Source organism: Streptodolium elevatio, assembly GCF_040649515.1.
Classification (GTDB): domain Bacteria; phylum Actinomycetota; class Actinomycetes; order Streptomycetales; family Streptomycetaceae; genus Yinghuangia; species Yinghuangia elevatio.
The window spans coordinates 18,899-44,760 of record NZ_JBEZFP010000075.1; the positions used below are offsets into that span (position 1 = coordinate 18,899).

General features: G+C 72.4%; 22 protein-coding genes. 12 read left to right on the top strand and 10 right to left on the bottom strand.

The window, feature by feature from the left end:
• Positions 1 to 54 precede the first annotated feature (54 nt).
• Complete coding sequence (locus tag AB0C36_RS25910) at positions 55 to 741, bottom strand: GntR family transcriptional regulator (protein WP_358358055.1); 687 nt, start codon at positions 739 to 741, stop codon at positions 55 to 57.
• Between the two features lie 148 nt (positions 742 to 889).
• On the opposite strand from AB0C36_RS25910, the gene AB0C36_RS25915 reads away from it, so the two are divergent.
• Positions 890 to 2,476: an ABC transporter substrate-binding protein gene (locus tag AB0C36_RS25915; protein ID WP_358358058.1), complete on the top strand. Its 1,587-nt coding sequence runs from the start codon at positions 890 to 892 to the stop codon at positions 2,474 to 2,476.
• 541 nt (positions 2,477 to 3,017) lie between these two features.
• On the opposite strand, the gene AB0C36_RS25920 is transcribed toward AB0C36_RS25915, so the two are convergent.
• The 3 genes from AB0C36_RS25920 to AB0C36_RS25930 all read right to left on the bottom strand — a co-directional run bounded on the left by AB0C36_RS25920 (position 3,018) and on the right by AB0C36_RS25930 (position 4,938).
• Positions 3,018 to 3,473 (bottom strand): tellurite resistance TerB family protein, encoded by a 456-nt coding sequence (locus tag AB0C36_RS25920; RefSeq protein ID WP_358358060.1) that lies wholly within the window; start codon positions 3,471 to 3,473, stop codon positions 3,018 to 3,020.
• 91 nt (positions 3,474 to 3,564) lie between these two features.
• Positions 3,565 to 4,512, bottom strand: coding sequence for a M56 family metallopeptidase (locus AB0C36_RS25925; RefSeq protein WP_358358063.1), 948 nt, complete (start codon positions 4,510 to 4,512; stop codon positions 3,565 to 3,567).
• 3 nt (positions 4,513 to 4,515) lie between these two features.
• On the bottom strand, positions 4,516 to 4,938 hold the full coding sequence (locus tag AB0C36_RS25930) for a BlaI/MecI/CopY family transcriptional regulator (protein WP_358358065.1): 423 nt from the start codon (positions 4,936 to 4,938) through the stop codon (positions 4,516 to 4,518).
• 263 nt (positions 4,939 to 5,201) lie between these two features.
• On the opposite strand from AB0C36_RS25930, the gene AB0C36_RS25935 reads away from it, so the two are divergent.
• From AB0C36_RS25935 to AB0C36_RS25960, 6 genes are all read left to right on the top strand, one after another.
• Positions 5,202 to 5,534 (top strand): ArsR/SmtB family transcription factor, encoded by a 333-nt coding sequence (locus AB0C36_RS25935; RefSeq protein WP_358358068.1) that lies wholly within the window; start codon positions 5,202 to 5,204, stop codon positions 5,532 to 5,534.
• A gap of 167 nt (positions 5,535 to 5,701) precedes the next feature.
• Positions 5,702 to 6,577 (top strand): TIGR03620 family F420-dependent LLM class oxidoreductase, encoded by an 876-nt coding sequence (locus AB0C36_RS25940; protein WP_358358070.1) that lies wholly within the window; start codon positions 5,702 to 5,704, stop codon positions 6,575 to 6,577.
• Between the two features lie 89 nt (positions 6,578 to 6,666).
• The gene (locus AB0C36_RS25945) at positions 6,667 to 7,182 is read left to right on the top strand and encodes a MarR family winged helix-turn-helix transcriptional regulator (protein WP_358358072.1); all 516 of its coding nucleotides are present in this window, start codon (positions 6,667 to 6,669) and stop codon (positions 7,180 to 7,182) included.
• Between the two features lie 31 nt (positions 7,183 to 7,213).
• Entirely contained in the window at positions 7,214 to 7,954 is a 741-nt protein-coding gene (locus AB0C36_RS25950; protein ID WP_358358074.1) for a TetR/AcrR family transcriptional regulator, read from the top strand.
• Positions 7,951 to 8,871: a TauD/TfdA dioxygenase family protein gene (locus AB0C36_RS25955; protein ID WP_358358076.1), complete on the top strand. Its 921-nt coding sequence runs from the start codon at positions 7,951 to 7,953 to the stop codon at positions 8,869 to 8,871. The genes AB0C36_RS25950 and AB0C36_RS25955 overlap by 4 nt, the downstream gene beginning before the upstream one ends.
• Positions 8,872 to 9,037: 166 nt before the next feature.
• Positions 9,038 to 9,391 (top strand): VOC family protein, encoded by a 354-nt coding sequence (locus AB0C36_RS25960; RefSeq protein ID WP_358358078.1) that lies wholly within the window; start codon positions 9,038 to 9,040, stop codon positions 9,389 to 9,391.
• A gap of 52 nt (positions 9,392 to 9,443) precedes the next feature.
• Here the strand turns inward: AB0C36_RS25960 and AB0C36_RS25965 are convergent, their stop codons facing one another.
• The 4 genes from AB0C36_RS25965 to AB0C36_RS25980 form a co-directional block, all read right to left on the bottom strand.
• Complete coding sequence (locus tag AB0C36_RS25965; protein ID WP_358358079.1) at positions 9,444 to 11,747, bottom strand: arylsulfatase; 2,304 nt, start codon at positions 11,745 to 11,747, stop codon at positions 9,444 to 9,446.
• Positions 11,748 to 11,871: 124 nt separating this feature from the next.
• Positions 11,872 to 12,498, bottom strand: a complete 627-nt coding sequence (locus AB0C36_RS25970) for a TetR/AcrR family transcriptional regulator (RefSeq protein WP_358358081.1) — start codon at positions 12,496 to 12,498, stop codon at positions 11,872 to 11,874.
• 269 nt (positions 12,499 to 12,767) lie between these two features.
• The gene (locus tag AB0C36_RS25975) at positions 12,768 to 13,703 is read right to left on the bottom strand and encodes a tyrosine-protein phosphatase (protein ID WP_358358084.1); all 936 of its coding nucleotides are present in this window, start codon (positions 13,701 to 13,703) and stop codon (positions 12,768 to 12,770) included.
• A 191-nt stretch (positions 13,704 to 13,894) separates the two neighbouring features.
• A complete protein-coding gene (locus tag AB0C36_RS25980) occupies positions 13,895 to 14,614 on the bottom strand; it encodes a helix-turn-helix domain-containing protein (RefSeq protein WP_358358086.1) in 720 nt (239 codons plus the stop codon).
• A 368-nt stretch (positions 14,615 to 14,982) separates the two neighbouring features.
• On the opposite strand from AB0C36_RS25980, the gene AB0C36_RS25985 reads away from it, so the two are divergent.
• A complete protein-coding gene (locus AB0C36_RS25985; protein ID WP_358358089.1) occupies positions 14,983 to 17,766 on the top strand; it encodes a SpoIIE family protein phosphatase in 2,784 nt (927 codons plus the stop codon).
• A gap of 12 nt (positions 17,767 to 17,778) precedes the next feature.
• Here AB0C36_RS25985 and murJ read toward each other — a convergent pair whose 3' ends face one another.
• Positions 17,779 to 19,572 carry a murein biosynthesis integral membrane protein MurJ gene (gene murJ, locus AB0C36_RS25990; protein WP_358358092.1) on the bottom strand — a complete coding sequence of 598 codons (1,794 nt, stop codon included), beginning with the start codon at positions 19,570 to 19,572 and terminating at the stop codon, positions 17,779 to 17,781.
• A 335-nt stretch (positions 19,573 to 19,907) separates the two neighbouring features.
• Between murJ and AB0C36_RS25995 the strand changes: the two genes are divergently transcribed.
• Positions 19,908 to 20,567 (top strand): pentapeptide repeat-containing protein, encoded by a 660-nt coding sequence (locus AB0C36_RS25995; RefSeq protein WP_358358094.1) that lies wholly within the window; start codon positions 19,908 to 19,910, stop codon positions 20,565 to 20,567.
• On the opposite strand, the gene AB0C36_RS26000 is transcribed toward AB0C36_RS25995, so the two are convergent.
• The gene (locus tag AB0C36_RS26000; RefSeq protein ID WP_358358102.1) at positions 20,564 to 21,916 is read right to left on the bottom strand and encodes a heparan-alpha-glucosaminide N-acetyltransferase domain-containing protein; all 1,353 of its coding nucleotides are present in this window, start codon (positions 21,914 to 21,916) and stop codon (positions 20,564 to 20,566) included. The two genes, AB0C36_RS25995 and AB0C36_RS26000, sit on opposite strands and share 4 nt — an antisense overlap.
• 271 nt (positions 21,917 to 22,187) lie before the next feature.
• Here AB0C36_RS26000 and AB0C36_RS26005 point away from each other — a divergent pair, with 271 nt between their 5' ends.
• From AB0C36_RS26005 to AB0C36_RS26015, 3 genes are all read left to right on the top strand, one after another.
• Entirely contained in the window at positions 22,188 to 23,225 is a 1,038-nt protein-coding gene (locus AB0C36_RS26005) for a zinc-binding dehydrogenase (RefSeq protein WP_358358096.1), read from the top strand.
• Between the two features lie 2 nt (positions 23,226 to 23,227).
• The gene (locus AB0C36_RS26010) at positions 23,228 to 23,746 is read left to right on the top strand and encodes a GNAT family N-acetyltransferase (RefSeq protein ID WP_358358098.1); all 519 of its coding nucleotides are present in this window, start codon (positions 23,228 to 23,230) and stop codon (positions 23,744 to 23,746) included.
• 89 nt (positions 23,747 to 23,835) lie between these two features.
• The gene (locus AB0C36_RS26015; protein WP_358358100.1) at positions 23,836 to 25,770 is read left to right on the top strand and encodes a neutral/alkaline non-lysosomal ceramidase N-terminal domain-containing protein; all 1,935 of its coding nucleotides are present in this window, start codon (positions 23,836 to 23,838) and stop codon (positions 25,768 to 25,770) included.
• Positions 25,771 to 25,862 lie beyond the last annotated feature (92 nt).

Here is a 25,862-nt window from a genome sequence, read left to right on the forward strand (position 1 = left end):
AAGGGCACGTGGCAGGCGGGTCCTCGGAAGGGCCTGCCAAAGGAAGGCGGTTGCTCAGGGGGCCAGCAGCCCTCGGCTCTTGAGCAGTTGCACCACGTTGTCGGCCTGCCTGCCGATCACGTCGGCGAGTTCCTGCTGCGCCTTCTCCCCGTCCCGTCCCTTGACCGCCTTCATCACCGCACGCAGGCCGCGCTTCTGGATCGCCATGACGCCGGGGACCTCGGCGAAGAAGTTCCCCGGCACGAGGTTCGTGGCGAACACCCGGGCCATCGCGGTCATCCGGCGCGACCTGGCCATCGTGAGGACGGTCCGCAGGAAGGCGTTGTTCAGGTCGAAGAACTCGTCGGCGTCGGTGCTCGCCTGGAGGGCTCGGTGGCCCGCCTCCAGGGACGCGATCTCCTCGTCGGTGCCGCGTTCGGTGGCACGGCGGGCGGCGTACCCGTACAGCAGGCCGAGCATCCCGTAATGGTCCCGCGTGGAGTTCTCGTCCAGCCCGTTGACGAACGCGCCGCGGTGCGGCTCGCTGGTGACCCAGCCCTCGCGGTCGAGGGCGATCACCGCCTCGCGCACCGGCACGCGGCTGACCCGCAGTTCGGCGGCGATCTCGTCCTGCGGCACGCGGTCGCCGGTGCGCAAGTGGTTGTCGAAGATGAGCTGCCGGATGTATTCGGCGACCTGGTGCGCGCTGGTGGGGCGGGCGAGGCCGTCGGGCCCCACCGAGCCGCGCCCGGTTCGCGGCATGCCCGGACGAGTAACGATCACGACCTCCTGGATGTGTGCTCCGCAGGGAACACCGAAACCCAACACTCCGGTTCTGTGGACAAGTTTGGCCACTTCCTATTGTATACATGAGGTTTTCTCAAACTGAGCGGTCATTGAGGAGTGTGCAGTGCACCTTCGGACCACAAAGAGACTCGCCCTCGTCCTGGCCGCCGCGGCTCTGGCGCTTGCCGCCTGCGGAGGTTCCTCGGACGACGACTCCGACGCCGCACCGGGCGACGGACTGACCTCCGCGAGCCCGCGTGCGGGGGGTTCGCTGACGATCAACATCGTGACCGAATCGCGCGGCCTCGACCCCTTCACCGGGGCGATGTCGAGCGTCACAGACTACTCGCGGCTCAACGCCCTCTACGACGTGCTCGTGTACGCGGACGGCAAGACCGGCGAGATCAAGCCGCAGATCGCCGAGGCGCTCACCACGCCCGACGGCGGGCGCACCTGGCAACTCGTCGTCCGGGACGGCGTGAAGTTCTCCGACGGCACGGTATTCGACGCCGCCGCGGTCAAGTTCACCTGGGACCGCATGGCCGACCCGGCCAACCGCTCCCTCTACGCCAGTTCGCTGCGCGGCGTGACGACGGAGGTCGCGGACGCGCGCACGCTGCGCATCTCGCTCGCCCAGCCCAACGCGCGGTTCGACCAGATCGTGGCGGCGAACCTCGCGTACGTCGTCTCCCCGACCGCGTACCAGAAGGACCCGAAGGGCTTCTCCCGCCAGCCGGTCGGGGCGGGACCGTTCCTGCTCAAGTCGTGGCAGCAAGGGGTCCAGCAGACGTACGGCCGCAACCCCGGCTACTGGCAGGCCGGGAAGCCCTACCTCGACGAGCTGGTGTTCAAGACCGTCACCGACCAGACGCAGTCCTTCAACAGTGTCGACACCGGCGGCTCCGACATGGCGATCACCCTGGACAGCCGCAACGCGAACCTCGCCAAGGACGCCGGCATGGACGTCACCGAACTGGCCCTGAACGGGCCCGGCGGCGTCCTCTTCAACATGGCCAAGGCACCGCTCGACGACCCGCGGGCGCGCGAGGCCCTGACCCTCGCGATCGACCCGGACGGCTTCAACAAGATCATGTACGACGGCAAGGTCGTCACGCCCAAGAGCCTGTTCGCGGTCACCTCGACGCAGATCGACCAGAACGCGGTCCCGACGCCGCGCCAGGACACCGCGAAAGCGGCCGCGCTGGCCAAGCAACTCGCCGACGAGGGCAAGCCGTTGAACGTGACGCTGATGATGCCGCAGAGCACCAACAGCGGTAAGACCGGCGAATACCTGCAACAGCAGTGGAACCTGGTCCCGAACATCAACGTCAAGATCGACTACGTCGACATCAACGCGATGATGGCGAAGGTGCTCGTGGGCAAGGACTACCAGGCGGCTTACTACAACCTCGCGACCCCGGCGGAGCCCGTGCTGTGGAACGCCCTGCACAGCAAATCGCCCGCGAACTGGCTCAACTACTCGTCGCCCGATGCGGACGCGGCGCTGGAGGCGAGCCGTACCGCGACCACGCCGGAGGACCTCAAGGCCGCCTACACCCGCCTCGCCCAGGTGACCAGCCGGGACTTCCTGATGATCCCGCTCCAGGAGTCCATCACGTACGTCTACGCGAAGCGGGGAAAGTTCGGCGGGCTGGAACTGACCAGCGGCGCCGGGATCCTGATGGACCGTCTGGGCCGCTCCGGGACGTGACGGGAGCCTGACCGGGCCTGACCGTCGCCCGCCCAGGCTCAGGGACCGGGCCCAGAGCGCGGTGGATCGGGGACTGGGCGGTCAGGGGCAGCAGCCGGTGGAAGAGGGCGTCGCGTGCGTGGTGGTACGCGATGTCCTCTTCCGAGTGCCGCACTCCGCCCCTACCGCCTCATGGAAGTACACCGACTCGAGGCGCAGCCGACGCCGCGTCAGACGGGCGACCGCCTCCGCGTCCATCGGTCAGGCGGTACCGCCCTCGGCGGCGTCGGCGGCGATGAACTCGGCGCCCAGGACCGGGTCGTCGTATGTGACCCTGGCCGACCGCCTGCCGGTCGGCGCCACTGTCGCCGGGCGGCCGTCAGCCCCCGGGAACGGTGCGTGGCACCAGGTCCTTCAGGACGTCCGCCATCGTTCGTGGTCGCCTTGCGCAACGCCGCGCGCGGGAACGGCCCGTCGCGGGCGTCGGTGCCGAGCGCGAGGACCGGCGGACCGGACCGGCACCTTCCCGGGTCGGTCCGGGCCGGTCCGGTCCGCGGAGCGATCAGAGGTCGAACTCGGTGGGCGCGATGCCCAGCGCGAAGCAGGCCTCGCGTACCACGGCCCGCTCCTGCGGGTCGAAGTCGCCGTCCGCGCCGCCGATCACGATGCCGATCTGGATGACCGCGCGCGCCTCGTCGGGCTTCTTCTTCGCCTTGGCGATCTCCTGCATGACCTGGACCTTGCCCAGCTGGAAGTCCGACTGGAGCTGGTTGGCGTGGGCGTGGAAGCGCCGCTGCAGGTCGTCCTTGTCGAAGTTGCGCAGCACCTCGTTGTTGGCGATGAGCTGCGCGACCTTCGCGGTCTCGGCCTGGTCGATCGAGCCGTCCGCGGCGGCCACGAGCGCGCACATCGCCATGCTCGCGTCGCGGAACGCCCCGCTCTTGAGGTCGTTCTTCTTCGCGATGAGCTGGGTCTGCATGGTCTGCGCGTTCTGCTTGAACTTGTCCCAGAGGGCCATGTGCTTCTCCCGATTGGCGGCGTCGTGCGCCCGGGCTGCGGCCGCCCGGGTGCCTTCAATCTACAGAATTGTAGAAGTATAAATCAGCGTCTCACAGCGCGGTGGCGGCCTTGAGGATCACGAACAGCGCGACCGTCGCGTTGAGCGCGGACACCACCGACACCGTGGTGCCGGCCGCCGCCACGATCGCGGCCAGTCCGGTACGCGAACGCGGGGCCGGCCAGGCGGTGTCCGGAGTCGGGCCGAGCAGCGCCGCGACCCGGCGCGGGACCTGGCCGGGGGTGGATCCGGACGCGGGCGCGGCGAAGGCGGGCAGGCCCGGGCGCGCGGGGCGGCGCGTCGCGAGTGCGGCCTTGCCGACCGCGTGCGCCGTCGTACGCCGGTCGCCGACCGCCTCGGCGGCCTCCTCGTCGGCCCAGCGTTCGACGGTATAGGAGATCGCCGTGCGCAGCGGGCGCAGCAGCGGCTGGCTGGCCGCGGCGAGCCGGACGAGGAGCAGCACGCGGTCGTGCCGGCGGGCCAGGTGGGCGCGCTCGTGGGCTATGAGGGCGCGGCGTTCCCGGGCGTCCAGGCACGCGAGCATGCCGGTGGAGACCACGACGCGGGGACGGCGCCCGGGGAGGGCGAAGGCGTACGGCTCCGCATCGGGCAGCACCGCCACGCCGCCGTCGTCCGGCAGCCCGTCGATCGCCTTCAGGGCGTCGCGCCGGACCCGGGCCGCGCGGCGCAGCACCACCGCGGCCGCGACGAGGACCACCAGCAGGCCCGCGATCGCGATCGAGCCGGACACCCGGACGAGCGGGACCTCGTCGCGCACCTCCGGATCGGCCCAGCCGTCCGGCAGCGGATTGCCCGGGACCTGGGCGGTGCCCACGACCATGAGCAGGGCCAGGCACAACGTGCTGCACGCGGCGAGCACCACGGCGACGGCCGTGAGCAGGCGGGTCGCGGTACGCGGATGCAAGTGGTCGCTCGCCAGCCGCGCCACCGGCAGCGCCGTCAGCGGCAGGATCAGGGGCAGGTAGACCGCCAGACGCACCGGTCAGCCCCCGCGGCCGTCTTCCGGATCCCGCGCCTCGCGGCGCAGGAGTTCGCGCAGCGTTCTCTCGTCCTCGTCGGACAGGTCCGAGACGAAGCTCGCCAGCACGGCGGCCCGGTCGTCCTCGCGGTCCAGCACCTGCCGCATCCGGCGGGCGGCGAGGCCGGCTTCGTCGGAGACGGGCTGGTAGGCGTACGAGCGCCCGTGCCGGCTGCGGGTCAGCAGCCCCTTGTCGTAGAGCCGCGACATGATCGTCACCACGGTGCTGTACGCCAGGTCGTCGCCGATGCGCTGCTGCACCCACGTGGCCGTGGCGGGCGCGTCCGAGGCCCAGAGCAGCCCGAGGACCGCGGCCTCCAACTCGCCGGGCCCGCGCCGGGGGGTGCGCGGTCCGGAGCCGGACCCCCGCCGCCGACGGTCCGTCATGGTGCCTCCCCGGTCGGTCGCGTGGAACGGGCGCCCGGAACCGACGCCTCCGCCGGAGCGTACCGCGAGCGCCCGCACCGGCACCGTCGCACCGGCGCCGCACGCCCGTGGAGGTGAGCTGACGCACTCGGCGGGGCGGAAGAAGCTCACGGTTGGCAGACGGACCGCGACCGGAGTGCGGTGACAGTGGCCGGCCTGGTGGCGACCGAGTGGACCTGGTCCCATCGAAAACTTGCGAAATGTCGTTGGGTATCGTCGGGGGCATGGCTGAGAGTGCGATCGCGACGGACTCCGATCTGGTCGGGGCACTGCGGGCGTTGTCGAATCCGATGCGGCTGCAACTGCTGATGTGGCTGCGGGATCCGGCGCGGAACTTCGACCTGACCGGGGCGATCGCCGATCCGCACGACGTGGGCGTGTGTGTGAGCCACATCCAGGCGAAGGTGGGGCTGGCCCAGTCGACGGTGTCGGCGTACATGGCCGAGTTGCAGCGGGCGGGGCTGGTGCGTGCCACGCGGGTCGGGAAGTGGACGCATTACAAGCGCGACGAGGCGCGGATCGCGGGCCTCGTGGCGGAATTGGGGAAGGCGCTCTAGGGAGTGTCTTCAAATTCGCGTCGGTTCGCGGGCCCGGCGAGAATTTGAAGACACGACCTAGCCCCGTGCGCGGCCTGCGCGGAGGTGGCCGCTTGCTCGTCATATCGTAAATCTGCGATACTTCGATGCGTCGGCGACGCGGTCGCGTCTTTACGAGGAGTGGCGTTATGCGTGATTTGGACGGCTTGGACCTGGGTGCTTTCGGGATCTGGACCTTCGACTTCGAGGACCTGCCCGCGGCCGGCATCCGCGACGCCGCACAGGAACTGGAGGCGCTGGGTTGGCGGGCGGTGTGGATCCCCGAGCGTGACGGGCGCGAGGCGCTGACGCACGCCGGGTTCCTGCTCGCGTTGACCGAGCGGATGCACGTCGTCAACGGGATCGCGCGGATCTGGTCGCGGGAGGCGCGCTGGACGTACGGTGCCGGGCTGCTGCTGGCCGACGCGTACCCCGACCGCCACGTCCTCGGGCTCGGGGTCAGCGGCGGAAAGCCGGGGACGAAGCCGTACGCTGCGATGGTCGAGTACCTGGACGAGTTGGACGCGCTGGAGACGCCCAATCCGGCGCCCGCCGCGCCGATGCGGCGGATCCTTGCGGCGTACGGTCCGAAGATGCTGGAGCTGGCGCGCGACCGTTCGGCCGGGGCCCACACCTACCACGTGAACGTGGCGCACACGGAGCAGTCCCGCGAGATCTTGGGGGCGGACGCGTTCCTGGGGGTCGAGCACGCGGTGCTGTTCGAGACCGACGCCGCCACCGCCCGCGCGGTCGCCCGCGAACACCTGAGCGGCTACCTGGCCTCCGAGTTCAACATCGCGAAGTTCCGCCGGCTCGGCTACACCGACGACGACCTCGCACACGGCGGCAGCGACCGGTTCGTGGACGACCTCGTCTTCTGGGGCGACCCCGACGCCGTCGTCAAGAAGCTGCGCGGCCACGTGGACGCGGGGGCCGACCACGTCGGCATCCAGGTCATCGGCGTGCGGCCCGGCGAGTCGGCCATGCCTCATTGGCGCGTGCTGGGGGAGGCGCTGCTTCCGTAGCGCATCCCGGTAGTTCTACGGATTCGCCCGGTGCGGGCCGTGCGTAGCGTGAAGATCACGACGGACCGCACGAACCGGAGGGGATCCCGATGAACGACACCCAGGCGACGACTGCCACCACGAACACCGCTGCCGTGCCCGCCACCGACGCGGCGCTTGCCGGGCAGCCGGTCGGCTATTGGACGGGGCTCGCGCACCGCGAGGTCATCGCGTACATCCGCAGCCGCCAAGCGGAGATCGGGATCACGCAGCCGCAGTTCTGGCTGCTGCGCAACCTCTCCGCCGACGACCTGTCGCCGGACGGGGCGCCGCAGTCGCTCGAAGAACTCGCCGAGGCGATGAGCACCTACCTGCTGCCCACCGACGACCTCGGGCCGGAGGCCGCCGCACTGGTCGCGCGCGGATGGCTGGCCGAGGAGGGCGACGGCCGGGTGCGGATCACGCCGGAGGGCGAGGCGGCGCGGCTGCGCGTCAAGGAGATCGGGCCGTCGGTGCGGGCGCACATCCACGAGGGCATCAGCGACGCCGACTACGCGACGACCGTGCGGGTGCTGCAGCGCATGATCGCCAACGTCGCCGGGGCGGCCGGGGAATCACGCCCTTGATAAGTTAACGCAGGCGCGTTAATTTCTGTTTATGGACAGGACCACCGCGGCCACCCGGCTGCACCTGATCGCCGCCGGCGAGCGCCTGTTCGCGGAACGCGGCATCAACGGAGTGTCCGTGCGGGAGATCGCGGCGGAGGCCGGGCAGCGCAACACCAACGCCGTCCGGTACCACTTCGGCGCGAAGGAGGACCTGGTCGGCGCGATCTTCGAACATCGGATGGCACCGATCAACGCGCGCCGCACGGGCCTCATCGAGAGCCACGACCTCGAGGGGCGGGCGCGCGACCCGTACGCCGTCGCCGAGGCGTTCACCCTCCCGATGGCCGAACTCCTGCGCGAGGGCGGCGCGCCGAGCTGGTACCTGCGGTTCTGCGTCCAGGCGACGTACACCGTGAGTCCGGACGCGGTGGTCATGCAGCCCGCGCAATTGGGCGAGCGGCCGCACACCCAAGGGCTGCTCGTCCTGTACCGCCGTGCCATGGAACTCACGGCCGGCCTGCCGGACACGATCCGCGCCCAACGCTGGCACCACTTCTGCTCGTTCGTCGTCCACGCGCTCGCCGACCGCGAACTGCGCACGTCCGTGGGCCGAGCGGCGCACCTCGACAACCCGCCCGCCGACCGGGGTCCGGGCGGCGGCACGATGCCGCTCGACCTCTTCGTCGCCGACCTCGTCGACACCGCGACCGCGCTGCTCACGGCGCCGGCCCGGTCCTGGACGCTGCGCTCGGCGACGGCGGGCGCCACCCCTCTTGGGAGAACCATATGACGCACGCCCAGACCCTGCCGCGCCCCGTCTTCGACAACGGCATATCCGCGGTGCCGGTCCGCGAGCTGAGTCCGACCGGGGACTTCGAAGAGTCCGCCCCCTACCGGCTGTTCGGGCTCGCGCCCTGCACTCCGGTGATCGGCGCCGAGATCTCCGGCGTCGACCTGGGCGCGCCGCTCACCGCCGAGCTGCACGCCGAACTCCACCGCGCACTCCTGGAGTGGAAGGTGCTGTTCTTCCGCGACCAGGACCTGACCGCCCGTCAACACCGCGATCTCGCGCGGTGGTGGGGCACCCCGGAAGTGCACCCCTTCCTGCCCAAGGCCGACGTGCCCGAGGTCGTCCGGCTCAGCCGCGGCGCGGACTCGCCGGCCGTCGAGAACGTCTGGCACTCCGACGCCTCGTTCGAGACCACGCCGCCGATGGGGTCGATCCTGCGTGCGGTACGCGTACCCGACGTCGGCGGCGACACGCTGTGGTCGGACATGGGCGCCGCGTACGACGGCCTGCCGGCGGACACGCGCAAGCGCCTGGACACACTCGCCGCCGTCCACGACTTCACGCGGACCTTCGGCTCCCAACTGTCGGCCGACGAACTGGCCCGCCAGCAACGCAAGTACCCGGCGGTCACACATCCGGTGATCCGCACGCACCCGGAGACCGGCCGCCGGCTCCTCTATGTCAACCGCATCTTCACCAGTCACATCGTCGGGCTGCCGGACGCGGAGAGCGGGGACCTGCTCGCCTACTTGTACGACCAGGCGCGCCACCCCGAGTACCAGGTCCGGCTGCACTGGCGTCCCGGCACGGTGGCGTTCTGGGACAACCGCGCCACGCAGCACTACGCCAGCGCCGACTACTACCCCCATCCGCGGGTCATGGAGCGCGTGACCATCGTCGGCGACCGGCCGATCTGAGCGGTACACCCGATCCGGGCAGCGGTCGGCGGGACCGCCGGACGGACCTGGTCGGTGATCGGCGGCGGCACCGCCGCGCTGTGTGAGAGCCGCGCTGTGTGAGAGCCGTGCTGTGCGAGAGCCGTGCTGTGCGAGAGTGGGATCCCCGGCGAACGGACGATCTTCGATGCTGCTCGGACTGCGAACCGTCGTATACCCCGCGACCGACCTTGCCGCCGCCACGGCCTGGTACGCCCAGGTGTTGGGCTTCGAGCCCTATTTCGCCGAGCCGTACTACGTGGGGTTCGACGTCGGCGGCTATGAACTCGCCTTGCAGCCCATTGAGTTGCTGGGCGAACTGCCGGTGACGTACTGGGGCGTCGAGGACGCGGACTCGGCGTTGGCGCTCCTGCTGGAACGCGGGGCCGAGCCGCACGCCGCCGTACGCGAGGTCGGCGGCGGCATCCGCGTGGCGACCGTGTTGGACCCGCAGGGCAGCGTGCTGGGCGTGATGGAGAACCCGCACTTCTCGGTGGGTTAGCGGGACACGGCCGCGGGTGGGGGTGGACCCGGTCCACCCCCACCCGGCCCGGTCAGTCGCTGTGCAGGGCGGTGCGCAGCGCGGTGTCCAGATCAGGCTCGGGCACCGCGGCGGTATCGATCTCGACGGTGTGGAGCGTGCCGGTCCACGGGTGCGGGGGCCGGTAGTCGCGGTCCACCGGCAGGCCGTGGTCGTGTCCGACGGACAGGCCCGCGCCGCCGTGCTGGAACGCGACGGGCCAGGGCCCGCCGAGCGGGGCAGAGGCGATCTCGGCGCCCGCGTCGAGCAGCGCGAGGGTGCCGGGCGCGTCGGCGCCGGGGCGGAAGCGTACGCCGACCACGCGGCGGCCCGGCGCCAGCGGGGCGTCGGCCGTGACCCGGTCGACCTCACCGGCCCGCGAGCAGGTGAAGCTCAGCCGGCCGTCCGCCACCCGCAGGACGAAGCCGCCCGTCAGGTCGCCGAACGCGCACAGGACTCCGTCCGCACCGTCCGCGGGCACCTCCACGTCGGCGGTGAGCGTGAAGCCCCCGAACAGCGGGGGCAGGGACTCCTCGTGGACCGGGCCGCCGCCGGGCAGGTACGTGCCGCGCGGTTGCAGGCCGTACGTCGGGAAGATCAGCGCGGCGAGGCGTTCCTGCATCGTGTCGTCGAGCGGCAGCACATGGTTGCGCTCCGCCTCGTCGAACCACAGGTCTTCCAACTTCTCGACCAGTTCGGGGTGTTCGTCGGCCAGGTCGCGCGCCTCGGCGAAGTCGTCGGCGAGGTTGAACAGGGACCAGCGGTCGGTGGCGAAGTCCCGGCTGCCGAGCAGCAGCCGCTCCTCGTCCAGGACGCCGCGCGACACGTGGTCGGTGGTGGCCTTCCACTCCCCGTGGATGATCGAACGCGAGCCGAGCATCTCGAAGTACTGGGTTTCGCGCGGGGATTCGGCGGACGCATCGGCGAACGTGCCGACGAGGGAACGGCCGTCCACCTCCTGTTGCGGCACGCCGTCCACGGTCTCGGGGATGTCGACGCCGCAGGCTTCCAGGATCGTCGGCATCAGGTCGACGGCATGCGTCAGTTGGCTGCGGATCTCGCCGCGGGCCGCGATGCCGTCGGGCCAGTGCACGATCAGCGGCGCCCGGGTGCCGCCCAGCCAGGTGTAGCGCTTCCACAGCCGGAGCGGGGTGTTGCCGGCCCACGCCCATCCCCAGGCGTAGTGCGGGTACGTGTCCGGCCCGCCCCAGTTCTCCAGGTCGGCGATGTTGCGCTCGGTCGAGTCGCCCATGCGGGACGAGAAGCGGTGCTCGTTGACGGTGCCCAACTGCCCGCCCTCGGCGCTGGCGCCGTTGTCGGACATGAGCATCACGAGGGTGTTGTCCAGGCGTCCGGTGCGTTCGAGGAAGTCGAGCAGGCGGCCGATCTGGGCGTCGGTGTGGGTGAGGAACCCGGCGTACACCTCCTGCATGCGCGCGAACATCCGCCGGTCGTCCGGGTCGAGGGCCTCCCACTCCTGGATCCACGGGGGCCGCTCGGGCAGTTCGGTGCCCTCGGGCACGATGCCGGCCGCTACCTGGCGGGCGAAGGTCTCCTCGCGCCACCGCTCCCAGCCGCCGTCGAACTTGCCCCGGTACGGCTCGACCCACTCGGGCGCGACATGGTGCGGCGAGTGCATGGCGCCGAACGGCAGATACATGAAGTACGGCTTGCCGGGGGCGGCTTGCTTCTGGTCGAGGATCATCCGCTGCGCGGTGTCGACCAGGTCCTCGCTCAGGTGGTAGCCGTCCTCGGGGCCGGCCGGGGGCTCGGTGTAGTGGTTGTCGCACACGAGTTCCGGCGCCCAGTGGTTGGCGTCGCCCTGGAGGAAGCCGTAGAAGCGCTCGAAGCCGTAGCCGAGTGGCCACCGGTCGAACGGGCCCGCGGCGGACCGCTCCCAACGCGGCGTCAGATGCCATTTGCCGACGGCCAGCGTGGAGTACCCGGCGTCCTTGAGGATGCGCGGCATCGTCGCCGCCGACTTCGGCACCCGGGAGTTGTAGCCCTGGTACGCGATCGGCAGGTCGACCAGGAAGCCCATCCCCACGGCGTGGTGGTTGCGACCGGTCAGCAGGGCGGCGCGCGTGGGCGAGCAGAGCGCGGTGACGTGGAACCGGTTGTAGCGCAGCCCGCCGGCCGCGAGGCGGTCCATGTTCGGCGTCGCGATGTCCGATCCGAACGCACCGATCTGCGCGAAGCCGAGGTCGTCGAGCACGATGACCAGCACGTCGGGCGCACCCTCGCGCGGGCGCGGGTCCCGGGGGTAGACCCGGTCGGTGGCCGAGGCGGTCAGCGTACGGCCTCGGCGGTTGCCGTTCGGTACGGGCGGGGTCGTCATGGGCTCACCATTCCTCGGGGATCGGCAACGGACTTGGTACGAGCGGGAGTCGGAGCGGGAACCGCCGCACGCCTCCGGCCGGGTGACGGCGGAGGCGAAGAAGAGGGGCGCCGGTGTCGTGCGGTCAGGCGTCCTGCGGGCGGGGCACCGAGGACGGGGCGGTGAGCACCGCGACGACGGCGTCGACGAGCCCGGCCGCGTACACCTCGGTGTCGGGGGACGGTCCCGCCGCGCCGACCTGGTGTTCGAGGTCGGCGAGCCCTGAGATGATCAGGCGCCCGGCAAGGCTGTTGCGCTGCGCGGTACGCGGATCCGGAGCGGGGCCGAGGGCGTCGAGGATGAGATGGCCGACCTCGACGGCGCTGTTGACCGGGCCGATGTCCGACAGGGGGACCACCGCCCGCCCCTGGTGGTCGCACATCCGGTTGAGGAACCGCAGGTAGTGGCTGTCGGGACGGGTGGCCTGCGCGGCGAGCGGCAGCACGAGCGCCTCGACCAGCGCGCGCACGTCGTTCGTGCGGCCCTCGGCCCGGACCCGGTCCAGCAGCGCGCGCCTGTCCGCGTCCACGTGGGCGAGCCGGAAGTCGAAGATGGCCTGGATCAGGGCCTGCTTGTCGCCGAAGTGGTACTGCGCCGCCGCGACGTTCCGCTGCCCCGTGGTGGCGCTGATTCTGCGCAGGGACACGCCGTCGACGCCGTGCACGGCGAACAACCGCTCGGCGGCCAGGATCAATTCGTCGCGGGTGTTCACGACGGTGAAGTTAAATCACGCGCATTAACGAGTCAAGGGGGGCGTGCGGACGCGGCGGGCCGCACCGGGTGCGGCCCGCCGGGGGAGCGGTGCTCTCACGGGGTGGAGGGTGTGCTGCGGATGAGCCACGGAGGCGGCGAGGGACGTGCCCGAACATCCCCGCGGCGGGCTTCGGAAACGTTCCTGCGGCCGGCTTCGGATCTGGTTCGCACCGGGGACGGACCTGCCGGGACCCGCCCGGACCTGCCCGGGGAGTGCTCAGGCGTGCTTCAACGGGTGAGGAGTCGGGCGCGCAGGCGCGGGATCGTGCCGGCGGACAGGCCGAGGCCGCGGCGGACGTAGCGGTCCACCGAACCGTACTCGGCGCGCATCGTGGCGAGCGCTGCCTCGATGTACGCGGGCCGCTGCTCCATGAGCGGGCGCACCAGTTCGACGTCGATGCCGCGCGAGCGGAGGAAGGCGTACGTCGACTCGTTCGAGGCTCGGCGGTTCTCGTTCGAGAGCATGTAGTCCTCGACGATCGTGCGGTCGGGGACTTCGAGGGCGGTCAGCAGCAGCGCGCTCATCCAGCCGGTGCGGTCCTTGCCGGCGGTGCAGTGGTAGAGCAGCGGCGTCCCGTGCTCGGCGATGCGGCGCAGTGTGTCGCCGAAGCCCGCGCGGGCGGCGGGTGAGGTGACCGAACTGCGGTGCCCCTCGGTCATCAGCGCGGCGCCCCTGCCGTCGCCGAGGAGTTCGTCGAGGACGGCCGGGTCGCCGGTCGCCAGGGCCCGCGTGATGGCGTCGGTCATGGCGTCGCCGGCGGCATCGAGAACGGGGTTGTTGACCAGGAGAGTTCGCGGCGGCAGGCGGTCGACGCCGTCCTTCGCAATCTCCTTCGGTCCGCGGAAGTCGACGACCGTATGCAGGCCCAGGCGGCCCAGCCGGGCGACGTCCTCGGCGGTGAGCTTGCCGAGGGCGTCGCCGCGGAAGACGCGTCCCCAGCGGACGGTGCGGCCGTGCCAGGTGCGATAACCGCCCAGGTCACGGGTGTTGACGGCACCGGTGAGCGGGATCAGGCGCGAGTGCGGCCGCGGGTCGTCGTGGGCGTACGCCGGAGCGCCCGGCAGGACCGCGGCGGCGACGGCGCCGACGACACCCGCCGCGAAAGCGCGGCGGCCGAACGACGACGAACCGCGTTCCGGCATGGCGAAGTTCTCCGAGCCCATGGTTCCTCCGTGTGATCGGGGACAAGCGGGACCCGGTTTACCAGTTGTGTCCGCAATCCGGAATGTGCGTCGGTCGCGGCTTCGGGGTGCGCGGCACGGGCACGTCGCGTGAATGCGCCGACGCCGTGGCCTGCCCTCGCACTATGTGAGGGCGGCCACGGCGTCGGTCGGCGCTCGCTGCCGGTCGGGTCTCAGCGGCGGCCGGGCGGCCGGCGCCAGGGGCCCGGCGCGAAGGGGTCCGCGGGCGGGTCGCCGAGGTGGTGCCAGAAGCGGTCGACCGCGCCGTCGGGGAGCGGGGCCGGAGCGTCGTCCGGCTTGGCGCCGGCGGGCGGGAACTCGGCGCCGAAGCCTTCCAGCGCCTGTGCGACGCGGCGGCGGCGGACGCCCAGGACTTCGGTCACGGCCGAAAGGTGCGCTTGCCACCGGCCGTCGGAGACGCCGCGGGCCAGGAGTTCGGCCAGTTCGTCGGCGGCGCCGGAGACTTCGACGAGTTGGCGGTGCGAGAGGCCGCCGAGCACGCGCACCAGGGCCTCGGTGCGCCGCTCGTCGGCGCGCCAGCGGTTCGTCTGCTCCATGCGCGTCCACGTGGCCTCGGACATGCCGACCGACTTGCCCGCCTGCGCGCGCGTCAGGCCGGCGCGCAGCCGGAGAGCGTGCAGGGTGGCCGCGGTGGGGCCCATCAGTTGGGCGACGGGGACCGCGAGCGTCCGGGCCAGCGCGACGAGTTCGTCCTCGGTCGGGGCGACGGAGGAGTCCTCCCAGGCGCGGACGTGCTTGGGCAGTACGTTGACGCCGTACGACGCGAGTGTCGCCGCCACCCTTTCGGGGGTGAGCGCCATGACTTCGCGGGCCGCACGGGCCGCCCCGGGGTCGAAGGGGGGCGGTGTATCGAGTTCTTGGGGGTGGGTCACGGCGTACCAGGGTACGACCTGGCCGTCGTCCGGCGCACCGGAGTGCGTGTTCCTCGCGGACCGGCTTGCCGGCAAGGCGAGTTGGCGGTCGCCGGTCTCGCGGTGAGGGCAAGGACGAACCTCCCGCCGCGCGTGTGGACCACCCGTCGCCGCGTTTCCGCCGTCGCGCCTCCGAGTCGCCGACACCGCCTCTCGGAGGCCGGGTTCTGCCCGCCTCACCCCCTGCATTGCCTGTGCCCGGCAATCTTCGCGGTGCGGGAGGACCACCGGACCATACGTCGCGGCATGGCGGCGGCGTGGTGTTCCCCGGGTCACAATGAGCCCCGCTCCCTGGGGTCGGCGCACCGGTGAAATGGTACAAATGGCACATGTCACGGCGACTGCGTCGGTCCTCGACCTCGCCGTCCCGGCCGGGCCGCCCCAGGGCCGTACGGCGGCGGCTGTGGGCCCCGCTGAGCCTGCGCAGTGTCGCCGGGCAGGTCTTCTGGCTCCAGGTTGCCGTCGTGCTCCTGCTGGTCGTCGCCGCGGCCGTGGCCCTGGTGGTCCAGGCCCGCCGCGACAGCGCGAGCGACGCACGGCACCGCTCGATGGCCGTTGCCGCCTCGTTCGCCCAGGGCCCCGGGGTCGCCGAAGCGCTGGAGGGCCCGGACCCCACCGGCGCACTCCAGTCGCGGATCGTCGCGGCCCGGGACCAGTCCGGCGTGGCGTTCATCGTCGTGGTCGACAATGCGGGCGTCCGCGTCGCGCACACCGATCCCACCCGGATCGGCGTCGCCGTCGAGGGCCCGAACCTGCTCGAACAACTGGGCGGAGTGCCCGGCACCGACACCGCCCAGACGTCGGCCGGCCGGTCCGTCGTCTCCGCGGCCCCCGTTTTGAGCGCCGACGGGCGGGCCGTCGGCTTCGTCGCCGCCGGCATCACCACCGGGAAGGTCGGGGACGGCGTCGACCGCCAGATGCCCGTCGTCCTCGGCGGGGCCGCCGCCGCACTGCTCCTGACCTCGATCGGCACGGCCCTGGTCAGCCGCCGCCTGCAACGCCAGACGCACGGCCTGGGCCCCGGCGAGATGACCCGTATGTACGAGCACCACGACGCCGTACTGCACGCGGTACGCGAGGGCGTGCTCATCGTCGGCACGGACGGCCGCCTGGTGCTCGCCAACGACGAGGCCCGGCGCCTCCTCGACCTGCCCGCCGACGCGGGGGGACGCCTGGTTGCGGACCTCGGCCTGGACGCCGGTCTCGTGGACCTCCTGACCTCGGAACGGGACGCCACCGACGAGGTGCACCTCACCGGGCACCGGCTGCTCGCGGTCAACAAGCGGCCCACCGCGCCGCACGGCGGCCCGCCGGGCAGCGTCGCCACACTGCGCGACACCACCGAACTGCGGTCGCTCGCGGGCCGGGCGGAGGTGGCCCGCGAGCGCCTGGACCTGCTCTACGACGCCGGGGTGCGCATCGGCACCACGCTGGACGTGACGCGTACCGCAGAGGAACTGGCCGAGGCGGCCGTCCCCCGGTTCGCCGACTTCGCCACGGTGGAACTGCTGGAACCGGTCCTGCGCGGCGAGGAGCCGGGCGGCAACCGCATGAGCCGCGCGGCGGTCCGCGGCGTCCGCACCGACCAGCCCCTCTACCCGGTCGGCGCGGTCATCACCGCGGGCCCCGACGCCCCCGTCGCGGCCGCCGTCGCGGGAGGCCGCGCGGTGCTGCACACCGATCTGACCAACAGCCGGAACTGGGCGCTGGACCCGGAGCGGGGCCAGGACATTCTCGACTACGGCATCCACTCGCTGGTCACCGTGCCGCTGCGGGCACGCGGCATCGTCCTGGGCATGGCGAACTTCTGGCGCCGCGACACCCCCGAGCCGTTCGACGAGGAGGACCGCACCTTCGCCGAGGAGCTCGCCGCGCGCGCGGCACTGTCCATCGACAACGCCCGGCGCTACACGCGCGAGCACACGTTGTCCGTGACGCTCCAGCGCAGCCTGCTGCCGCGCGCGCTGCCGGAGCAGAACGCCCTGGACGTGGCGTACCGCTACCTGCCGGCGCAGGCCGGCGTCGGCGGGGACTGGTTCGACGTGATCCCGCTGTCCGGCGTCCGCGTCGCGCTGGTGGTCGGGGACGTCGTCGGCCACGGCCTGCACGCCGCCGCGACCATGGGCCGCCTGCGCACCGCGGCGCACAACTTCTCCGCGCTCGATCTGCCGCCCGACGAACTCCTGGGCCGCCTAGACGAGTTGGTCACCCGCATCGACCAGGAGCAGTCCGACGGCGACGCCTCGCAGATCACCGGCGCGACGTGCCTGTACGCCGTCTACGACCCCGTCGCGGGCAGCGTGACCCTCGCCCGGGCCGGGCACCCCGGACCCGCCGTCGTGTCCCCGGACGGCCGCGTCGACTTCCCCGAGGTGCCGGTCTCCCCGCCCCTCGGCCTCGCCGGCAGCCTGCCCTTCGAAACCGCGGAACTGCAACTGCCGGAGGGCTCCCGACTGGTCCTGTTCACCGACGGGCTGGTCGAGCAGCGCGGCCGCGACCTGGACGACGGACTGCGCCGCCTGGCCGACGCATTGGCCGCGGGAGGGGGCGGTGCCGGCCCGGAGGAGACCTGCGCCGCGGTGCTCGACGAACTGCTGTCCGAGCGCCAGAGCGACGACATCGCCCTGCTGGTGGCACGCACGAGGCTGCTGGCACCGGACCACGTGGCGGCGTGGGACGTACGCCCGCACCCGGAGGCGGTGGCGCCGCTGCGGGCGGCCTGCGCACGGCAGTTGGCCGTGTGGGGGCTCGACGACTACGCCTATCCGACCGAGCTGATCCTGAGCGAACTGGCCACCAACGCGATCCGCTACGGCTCGCAGCCCATCAGGGTCCGCCTGCTCCACGACCGCTCGCTCACCTGCGAGGTGTCCGACGGCAGCAGCACGTCACCGCACCTGCGCCGGGCCGCGACCACCGACGAGGGCGGCCGCGGGCTCTTCCTCGTCGCGCAGTTCGCCGAGCGCTGGGGCACCCGCTACACGTCGCGCGGCAAGGTCATCTGGGCGGAGCAGCCGCTGCACGGCCGGGCCGAAGGACCGATGGGCGGAAGCGCGGCCGACGAGGCGCAACTCGCCGAGGCGATCCTCGACCAATGGGACGACGCGGTCTGACCCATCCGCGGGTCACTTCGACCGGCGGCGTGCCCTCCGGCGGCCACCGCGCGCGTCCGGGCGGCGCATCAGGCGCAGGGCTGTGGGCACCACCAGGGCGGCGAAGACCGCCGTGGCGCCGAGCAGCACGAGCCCGGAGGCCAACGGCCCGTCCGACCAGACGCGGGCGGTGAACCGGGCCAGGAGGAACGAGGCGCCTGCGGCCGTCCCCGCCGCGAGGGTCACCGCGACATGCACCTTGAGGACGGGGGCCGCGTCGACACCCTTGAGGGCGCGCCGGAACCGCGCGGCGGGGTGACGCAGGCCGATCACCTGCGCGGCGGAGTACGCACCGGCCATGGCGGTGACCGCCCACGCCAGCGGCATCAGCAGGTAGGCCGCGACACTCAGCACCGACCCCGCGACCGCGGTGGTGACCGTCGCCCGGCGCGGTACGCGGGGGTCCTGGAGGGCGAAGTGCCCCTTCTGGATGAGGTATCCGGCCGAGTAGGCGACCAGCCCGGGCGCGAACGCGCACAGCATCAGGCCCATCGCGCGCGTGTCGGCGGCCGAGGTCGCGCCGTGCTGGAACACCACCGCGGTCAACTGCGGGCCGAGGGCCAGGAAGAAGAACGCGCACGGCACGATCGCGAGGGCGTTGAAGCACAGCCCGCGCGCGACGTACGCCCACACCTGGTCCCGGTCGCCTTCGGCCGCGGCCCGGCTGATGCGCGGCATCAGCATCGTCGCGAGCGAGACCGTGATGATGCCGTGCGGGACGATCCACAGCAGCTGGGCGTTCGCGTACGCGGTATACCCGACGCCGTGCCCGATCCCCGCGCGGTCCGCCCGCTCCGCGACCGTGGTGGCCAGCCGCGTGGTGAGCCAGTACGCGACCTGCGACACCGCGACCAGCGCGACGGCCCACCCGGCCATCCGCAGCGGCGCGCCGAGCCCGTGCCCGCGCCAGTCGAACCGCGGCCGCAGCCGCACGCCCGCGGCCCGCAGATAGGGCCACAGGGTCAGCGCCTGCACGGCGATGCCGAGCGTGGTGCCGATCCCGAGCAGCCGCACCTGGTCGGCGTCGACCTCGCCCGCGTCGTTCGCGCCGTGGGCGATGTTGAGGTAGCCGGCGAAGACGGCGATCACCACGACGTTGTTGAGGATCGGCGTCCACGCCGCCGGGCCCGGCCGCCCCCGCGCGTTCAACACCTCCGACAGCAGCGCGAACAACCCGTAGAAGAAGATCTGGGGGAGGCAGTAGCGGGCCAGCGTGACGGTGAGTTCGCGCTGCGGGCCCTCGAAATGCGCGTACGCCGACACGATCCACGGCGCCCCCGCCACCGTCACCGCGGTCAGCGCCAGCAGCAGGCAGCACACCGCGGTCACCAGCCGGTCGGTGTACGCCGCGCCGCCGTCCCGGTCGCGCCGAGCGGCCCGGACGAGCTCCGGCACCAGCACGGAGTTCAGGGCGCCGCCGACGAGCAGGATGTAGAGGATGTTGGGCACCGTGTTGGCGACGTTGTAGCCGTCCGCGAACAGCCCCGTGCCCAGCGCCGCCACGATGATCGCGCTGCGCACGAACCCGGTCAGGCGCGACACGACCGAGCCGGCCGCGAGGTTCGCGCCGCCGCGCACGGCCGACATCCCGGCCCCCGTCGGGGACAGGTCCCTGCCCCGGCCGGACGACGGCTCGCGGACCGCTGCCGAGGAGTCCGCGGCCTGGAGGTCCGCCGCCGTGCCGTCGGCGGCCTCGGGGGCGGGGCTCGGGGCGGGTGCGCGGCCCGGCGTACGGCGCCCGGCGGCCCGCGTCGCGACACGTGGCACCGCATGCTCCCTTCCGCCACCGCGCGTCGCCCGACAGCACCGCCCGGGCGACGTCCGCCCGGTCCTCCCACCTGGATGACTACGCCGCACAACGGTTGTGTTGCGCGGAAGCGGAACCCAAATGGTGTGGCCCTGCTCACGCCGACCGCCAGGAGGTCGACCCGAGGCCGGGCTGCTCGACAGCTGCGCCGCGGAAGAGCGATGGCGGGCGGCACCGGGCGGATCAACGAGGCGTATCGGCGGTGGCACGGGTGGCGGCGGATTGGGGCGATGAGGGTGGGGCGCGATAGGGATAGGGGAGACTCTGTCCCCTGCCATCCCCCGGAGGTCCGCCGATGCCTGTGCGTGCCGCGCGCCAACTCGGAGAACTGCCCTACGCCCATCGGCTGGAGCCGTTCGACGGCGACCTCCGGCGCGACGGGACGTACGATTCCGTGCACTTCGACGGCACGGAACTCGAGGACGCGGAAGGCGGCGGCTCCGGGTTCACCGAGTGCGCGTTCTCGGCGGCGACGGTCACGCGCGGGCGCTACCGGCGTACGCGGTTCGACGACGTGTGGCTGGAGGGCGTGCGCATCGTCGGCGCCGACCTCGCCGAGAGCAGTTGGCTCGACTGCGAGTTCACCGCGGGGCTGCTGGCCGGGCTGCAGATGCACGGCGCCCAGATGCGCCGCGTGGTCTTCCACAACTGCAAGTTCGACTCCGTGAACCTGCGGGCCTCGGCGCTGCGCGACGTGTCGTTCGTCAACTGCATGCTGCGCGACGCGGACTTCGCCGGGGCGACGCTGACCGGCGTGTCGTTCCCCGGCTCGACGCTGGACGGCGTGAGCCTGGAGAAGGCGAAGCTCGCCAAGGTCGACCTGCGGGAGGCGGCCGGACTGCGGATCACCTCGGGAGTGGAGGCGCTCAGGGGCGCCACCATCAGCAGCCTGCAACTACTCGAACTGGCGCCCGCGCTGGCCCAGGTGCTGGGGATCGGCGTCGACGACCGCTAACTGCGTCCGGTGCCCGTGTCGCCGTCGGTATCGGTATCGGTATCGGTACCGGCGTCGGTGTCGGGGGGAGCGGCGGCGTTCGGGTCGGGGCCGGCCGGGCGGCCGGGGGAGCGGACGTCCGGCGACCTGCCGCCCGCGACCGCGAGAGCCCGTTCCAGCGGCCCCTTGCCGAGGAGGCGGGCCCACAGCCACGCGCCGGCCAGGGCGACGGCGGTGTACGCGAGGAGCCGCACCCACGATCCGGCACCGGGGGTCAGCGAGGACCAGCCCGCGATCAGGTGGACCGTGTAGACGCTCAGCGACATCGCACCCACGGCGGCCGGGGCGGCGACGTACCACGGCGCCGGCCGCCGGTCGCCGTCCAGGAAGCGCATGCAGGCCAGGCAGCACAGGCCGAGGACGGCGCAGGCCACGCCGGTCGCGCCGACCACCTCGAAGGGGGTGCCGCTGTGGCCTTGCGCGACCACGAGCCAGGTCGGGTCGTTGGGCGGGGTGGTGCCGGTGTACCACCCCAGCGCCTCCAACACCGACACGCTGCCGGGTGGGGCGTCGAAGAGCCGGTCCGTGGCGGTCTGGAGCTGGGTCCCCGCGCCGCCGGCCTCGACGATCAGCCACGAGCCGCCGTACCCGAGCAGCGCCAGCGCGGTGCCGGCGCCGGTCAGCCGCCACAGCACCGGGACGCTGCGCAGGTCGAGGCGTCCGACGGCCATCCCGGCGAAGACGAACGGCATCCAGGTGATGACCGGGTACGTGCCGGTGACGAAGAGCGTGGTGACGAACTCCCCGGGATCGGCCAGGGCTCCGAAGTCGGGTACGCGGTAGCCCGGGTCCACCCGTTCCCAGCTGTAGCGCAGGATGAAGGACACCATCGGCCCCGCGAAGGCCCAATAGGCCGCCGTGACCGCGATCGTGCGCGTCGGGAGGTACAGCGCCGGAAGCGCCACGACGAAGTAGAGGGCGAAGAACGGCAGGATGACGAGCACGCCCGTTTCCAGGCCGGCCAGCCACAGGCCGAGCAGCAGCAGGAGGAACGACTTCTCGACGGTGCGCCGCACCACCGCCCGGGAGGTCGCCGCGGCCTCCGGGTCACGCCACGGCAGCCGCAGCCGCTCGCCGTGCACCAGGGTGAGCGAGACGCCCGCGAGGAACGCGAACAGCGCGGCCTCCCGGCCGTCGCCCAGCCACAGGAGCCGGTTCGGCCACCCGTCGTCGCGGTCCGGGCCGATGTGCGCGACGAACATCCAGAAGATCGCCAGGAACCGCGCGATGTCGACGCCGGTGAGCCGGCCGGCGGACCGCGTCGCCGCGGTGCCGGACCGGGCTGCGCCGCGGCTCGTCCGGTCGGTGATGCGCCACTCACCTCGACTCGTGGGGGCCCGGCACGCGGTGCCGGGTGCATTCGACCGCTGCCGAGAGCGCTACCGGGGCTCTGGTTCTCGACGCGTTTCCCGACCCATATTGTCGCGCGGCCGGGGGAGGGCACCAGGCTTTTGGCCCCGTCGCGCGCGGTGCGCGTCGCAATCCGCACGTTGTTGACGTTGCACGGCGTCATTGCTTGACTGCAACAAGATTCCGAGCGAACGGCTCCGTCCGGTGCGGGGCGGGGAACGGAGGACCGGCATGCGTGTGGTCGTCGGCATCGAAGGGCGCCTGGAGGTCCGGGACATCCCGGAGTTGGCCGCGCCGACGGGATCGCAGATCCTCGTCGAGACAGTGGCGTGCGGGATCTGCGGCAGCGACGTCCACCTGATGGACCACACCGAGGCGTACCTCGGCTGCGCGCGCGACTCGGGTTCCACCGCGATGATCTTCGACCCGGCGCGCGGCGTCATGCTCGGGCACTGCTTCGTCTTCCGCGTCCTCGAAGCCGGCCCCGACGCGGTCGGGTTCGTCCCGGGCGACCTGGGCGCCGGACTCGGCACCGTCACCGGCGCGGACGGGCACACCAGCGTCGTCGGATTCTCCGACACCTACCCGGGCGGCTACGCGGAGCGCATACTCCTGTCGACGCCCGGGCTCATCGCCCCGCTGCCCGAGGGCATGGACCCGCTGCACGCGGTGTTCGTCGAGCCGCTCATCGTGGGCGAAATGAGCGTACGCACGGCCGCGATCCCGGACGGCGCGCCCGCGGTCGTACTCGGCACCGGGCAGGTCGGCCTCGGCATCGTCGCGGCCCTGCGGCGGCACGGGCGCGGCCCGGTCATCGCCGCGGAGCCGACCGAACTGCGGCGCGCCGCGGCACTCGCCGTCGGGGCGGACATCGTGGTGGACGTGCACAGCCGCACCTGGCTCGACGCACTCGCCGAAACCGGCGCGACCCAGCCGCCGACCGTGTTCGACACGACGGGTATCGCCGGCATGCTGGCCCGGCTCTTCACCGAGGTGCCGCGCAACAGCCACATCGTCGAGGTCAGCGGGCAGTACGACCCCGACCCGATCCGCACCGGCCTTGCGGTGAAGAAGAACCTCCGCCTGACCTTCTCCGCGTCGGCCGACCTCGCGGCTCTGCGTACGGTGCTCGCCGCCCTCGCGGCACGCGAGGTGGACGTCGAGCCGTGGATCACCCGCCGCGTGGGCCTCGACGAAGTCCCGGCTGCCTTCGACGACTTGCGCGCCCCGGACAAGACGATCGGCATCGTGGTCGAACCCCGGAAGTGAGCATGAGGCGCGATACGACCCCGGCGGCGGCCGCCTGGCTGGTGGTCCGCACCGCGGGCCCGGACGACCTCCTCGCCGTCTTGGCGGTGCACGCCGGACGCGACCCCGGCGGCCGACCGCCGCGCTCGGCGTCGCGGGCAGAGGAGCGGACATGGGCCCGCATGCTGCGATCCGACGAACTGACCGTGTACGTCGCCGAACTCGGCGGTGAGCCCGTGGGCACGGCAACGGTCATGGTGATGCCCAACATCACCTACGACTGCGCGCCCAGCGCGTTCATCGAGGCCGTGGTCGTGTCGGCGGAGCATCGGCGGCAGGGTGTCGCGAGCACGATCCTGCGCCGCGCTCTCGACGATCTCCGCGCAGCCGGGTGCCACAAGGTTCAACTGCTGTCCCACAAGCGGCATGTCGACGACGGGGCGCACTTGCTCTACACGTCGCTCGGCTTCGTCGCGGAGGCCGAGGGGTTCCGGCTGTACCTGTCGGGCGGGCCGACGGCGGGGCGTGGCCCGGGTTCTTGACAGCCGGTGCCGCCGGCCGGAGCATTCGGCGCGAACCCCGGTCGGCCGGGGAGTCCGGGCAACGACAGTGCGGCGACGGGGGACGGCACGTGGCCTCGACCGGGACGGGTGGACTTGTCGGCAGGGGCATCGCCGACATCACCGGTGAGATCGCCGAGTGCGGCATGCTCGGCTACGGCATGGCGTTCCAGCAGAGCGCGGGCCTGCATACCCGTCTGCGGGCCCGGGCGTTCGCGTTCTCGGACGGGACCGAGCGCCTGATGATCGTGGTGTGCGACCTGCCGCTGATGTTCGGCGGCGTGGTACGCGCGGTGCTCGCCCGGCTGCCCCGCGGCTACACCGAGTCGAACGTGATGATCACCGCGACCCACACGCACTGCGGCCCCGGCGGCTATGCCCACCACGCCCTCTACAACGGCAACACCGGCGGCTTCCGGACGAAGACGTTCGCGGCCGTCGTGGACGGCATCGTCGAGGCGGCTCTCGCCGCGCACGAGGATCTGGCCCCGGCGGCGCTGCGGTTGGCGCACGGGCGGCTGGAGAACGCCAGTGCCAACCGGGCCCGCCGCGCGTTCGACCGCAATCCTGCCGCCGACCGCGCGCTCTTCCCGGGCGGCGTGGACCCGCAGACGACCCTGCTGTCGATCGAGCGTGACGGCCGACTCGTCGGTGCGATCAACTGGTTCGCCGTGCACAACACGAGCATGACCAACCGGAACCGGCTGGTCAGCGGCGACAACAAGGGCTACGCCGGCTACCACTGGGAGCGCGTGCTCGGCGGCTGCGACTATCTGGCGGACGCCCCGCAGGAGTTGATCACCGCGTTCGCGCAGACGAATGCCGGCGACGTGTCGCCGAACCTGAACCTGCGGCCCGGCAGCGGTCCGACCGAGGACATGGCGGAGAATACCAGGATCATCGGGACACGGCAGGCCGACGCCGCCGCCGCGCTGGCGGACAAGGGCCGGAACGGCGAGGGGACTTCGTTCGACCTCGTGCTCGACCACCGCATCACGCACGTCGACCTGTCCGACATGCGGGTCCTGCCCGCCTTCACCGGCGACGGCCGGTTCCACCGCACATCGGGGCCGACCGGTGGGGCAACATCGCCGGCGGGGGCGATCCCGGACGGGCCGACGTACTTCAAGGGCTTCGGCGCGGAGCGCAACCGTGTCCTGGGCGCGCTGTCGCGCGGGGTCGTCTACCCGCTGTCGCGTCGGCTGCGCGATGCGCAGGCGCCGAAGCCCATGGCGCTCCCGGCGAGTGCGAACCGGGTGGTGCCGCTCGTCCAGCGGCGCCTGCCGGTGCAGTTGCTGCGGATCGGGCCGCTGTACCTGATCGGGCTGCCGTTCGAGGTGACCGTCAACGCGGGTCTGCGGCTGCGCCGCACGGTCGCGCCGATTCTGGGGGTGGCGTGGCAAGACGTCCTCGTCGCGGGCTACAGCAACGCGTACGGGCACTACACGACGACGCCCGAGGAGTACGACGCACAGATGTACGAGGGCGGCAGCACGCTGTTCGGCCGCTGGCAGCTCCCGGCGCTCCAGCAGATCGCCGCGGGGCTGGCCGAGGCCATGCGCGACGGCCGTCCGGTGGAGCGGGGTGAGCCCGAGCCGGACCTCGCGGGACGGCGGTTCAACCGGGGCGCCGCGGCAGCCGCGCCGGTGTTGGCGCCCCCTGGCCGGGTGTTCGGGCAGCCGCTGTCGCTCAGTCGGACGGGGAGCGTGGTGGCCGCGGAATTCGTCGCCGGGCATCCGAGCACGGAACTGCGGCGCGGCGGCACGTACTTGGAGGTGGAGCGCGAGGCCGGGGCCGACGTATGGACGCGGGTCGCCGACGACGGGGACTGGGCGACGCGGCTGCACTGGACGCGGGGCACGGGTCCGCGGAAGCGGTACGCGGTGGCCCGCGTCGAGTGGGACACGACGGGCGCCGCGGCGGGACGCTATCGCCTGCGGTTCCACGGGGACACGGAGGACGGGCCGTTCACGGGTGTTTCCGAGGCGTTCGACGTCCCGGCCTGAGGACGGGGCGTTCCCGGTCTCCGGCCGCGTCCGCGACGTTCCGCGTCTGCGGCTGAACATGCGTCGGCCCGGTCGGGTGATTCCGACCGGGC

Bases quoted from the DNA above. Each gene is read 5' to 3' on its own strand.
- AB0C36_RS25910 (WP_358358055.1), bottom strand. From the start codon at position 741: ATGCCGCGAACCGGGCGCGGCTCGGTGGGGCCCGACGGCCTCGCCCGC.
- AB0C36_RS25920 (WP_358358060.1), bottom strand. From the start codon at position 3,473: ATGGCCCTCTGGGACAAGTTCAAGCAGAACGCGCAGACCATGCAGACC.
- AB0C36_RS25930 (WP_358358065.1), bottom strand. From the start codon at position 4,938: ATGACGGACCGTCGGCGGCGGGGGTCCGGCTCCGGACCGCGCACCCCC.
- AB0C36_RS25935 (WP_358358068.1), top strand. From the start codon at position 5,202: ATGGCTGAGAGTGCGATCGCGACGGACTCCGATCTGGTCGGGGCACTG.
- AB0C36_RS25940 (WP_358358070.1), top strand. From the start codon at position 5,702: ATGCGTGATTTGGACGGCTTGGACCTGGGTGCTTTCGGGATCTGGACC.
- AB0C36_RS25945 (WP_358358072.1), top strand. From the start codon at position 6,667: ATGAACGACACCCAGGCGACGACTGCCACCACGAACACCGCTGCCGTG.
- AB0C36_RS25950 (WP_358358074.1), top strand. From the start codon at position 7,214: ATGGACAGGACCACCGCGGCCACCCGGCTGCACCTGATCGCCGCCGGC.
- AB0C36_RS25955 (WP_358358076.1), top strand. From the start codon at position 7,951: ATGACGCACGCCCAGACCCTGCCGCGCCCCGTCTTCGACAACGGCATA.
- AB0C36_RS25960 (WP_358358078.1), top strand. From the start codon at position 9,038: ATGCTGCTCGGACTGCGAACCGTCGTATACCCCGCGACCGACCTTGCC.
- AB0C36_RS25965 (WP_358358079.1), bottom strand. From the start codon at position 11,747: ATGACGACCCCGCCCGTACCGAACGGCAACCGCCGAGGCCGTACGCTG.
- AB0C36_RS25975 (WP_358358084.1), bottom strand. From the start codon at position 13,703: ATGGGCTCGGAGAACTTCGCCATGCCGGAACGCGGTTCGTCGTCGTTC.
- AB0C36_RS25985 (WP_358358089.1), top strand. From the start codon at position 14,983: ATGTCACGGCGACTGCGTCGGTCCTCGACCTCGCCGTCCCGGCCGGGC.
- AB0C36_RS25995 (WP_358358094.1), top strand. From the start codon at position 19,908: ATGCCTGTGCGTGCCGCGCGCCAACTCGGAGAACTGCCCTACGCCCAT.
- AB0C36_RS26005 (WP_358358096.1), top strand. From the start codon at position 22,188: ATGCGTGTGGTCGTCGGCATCGAAGGGCGCCTGGAGGTCCGGGACATC.
- AB0C36_RS26010 (WP_358358098.1), top strand. From the start codon at position 23,228: ATGAGGCGCGATACGACCCCGGCGGCGGCCGCCTGGCTGGTGGTCCGC.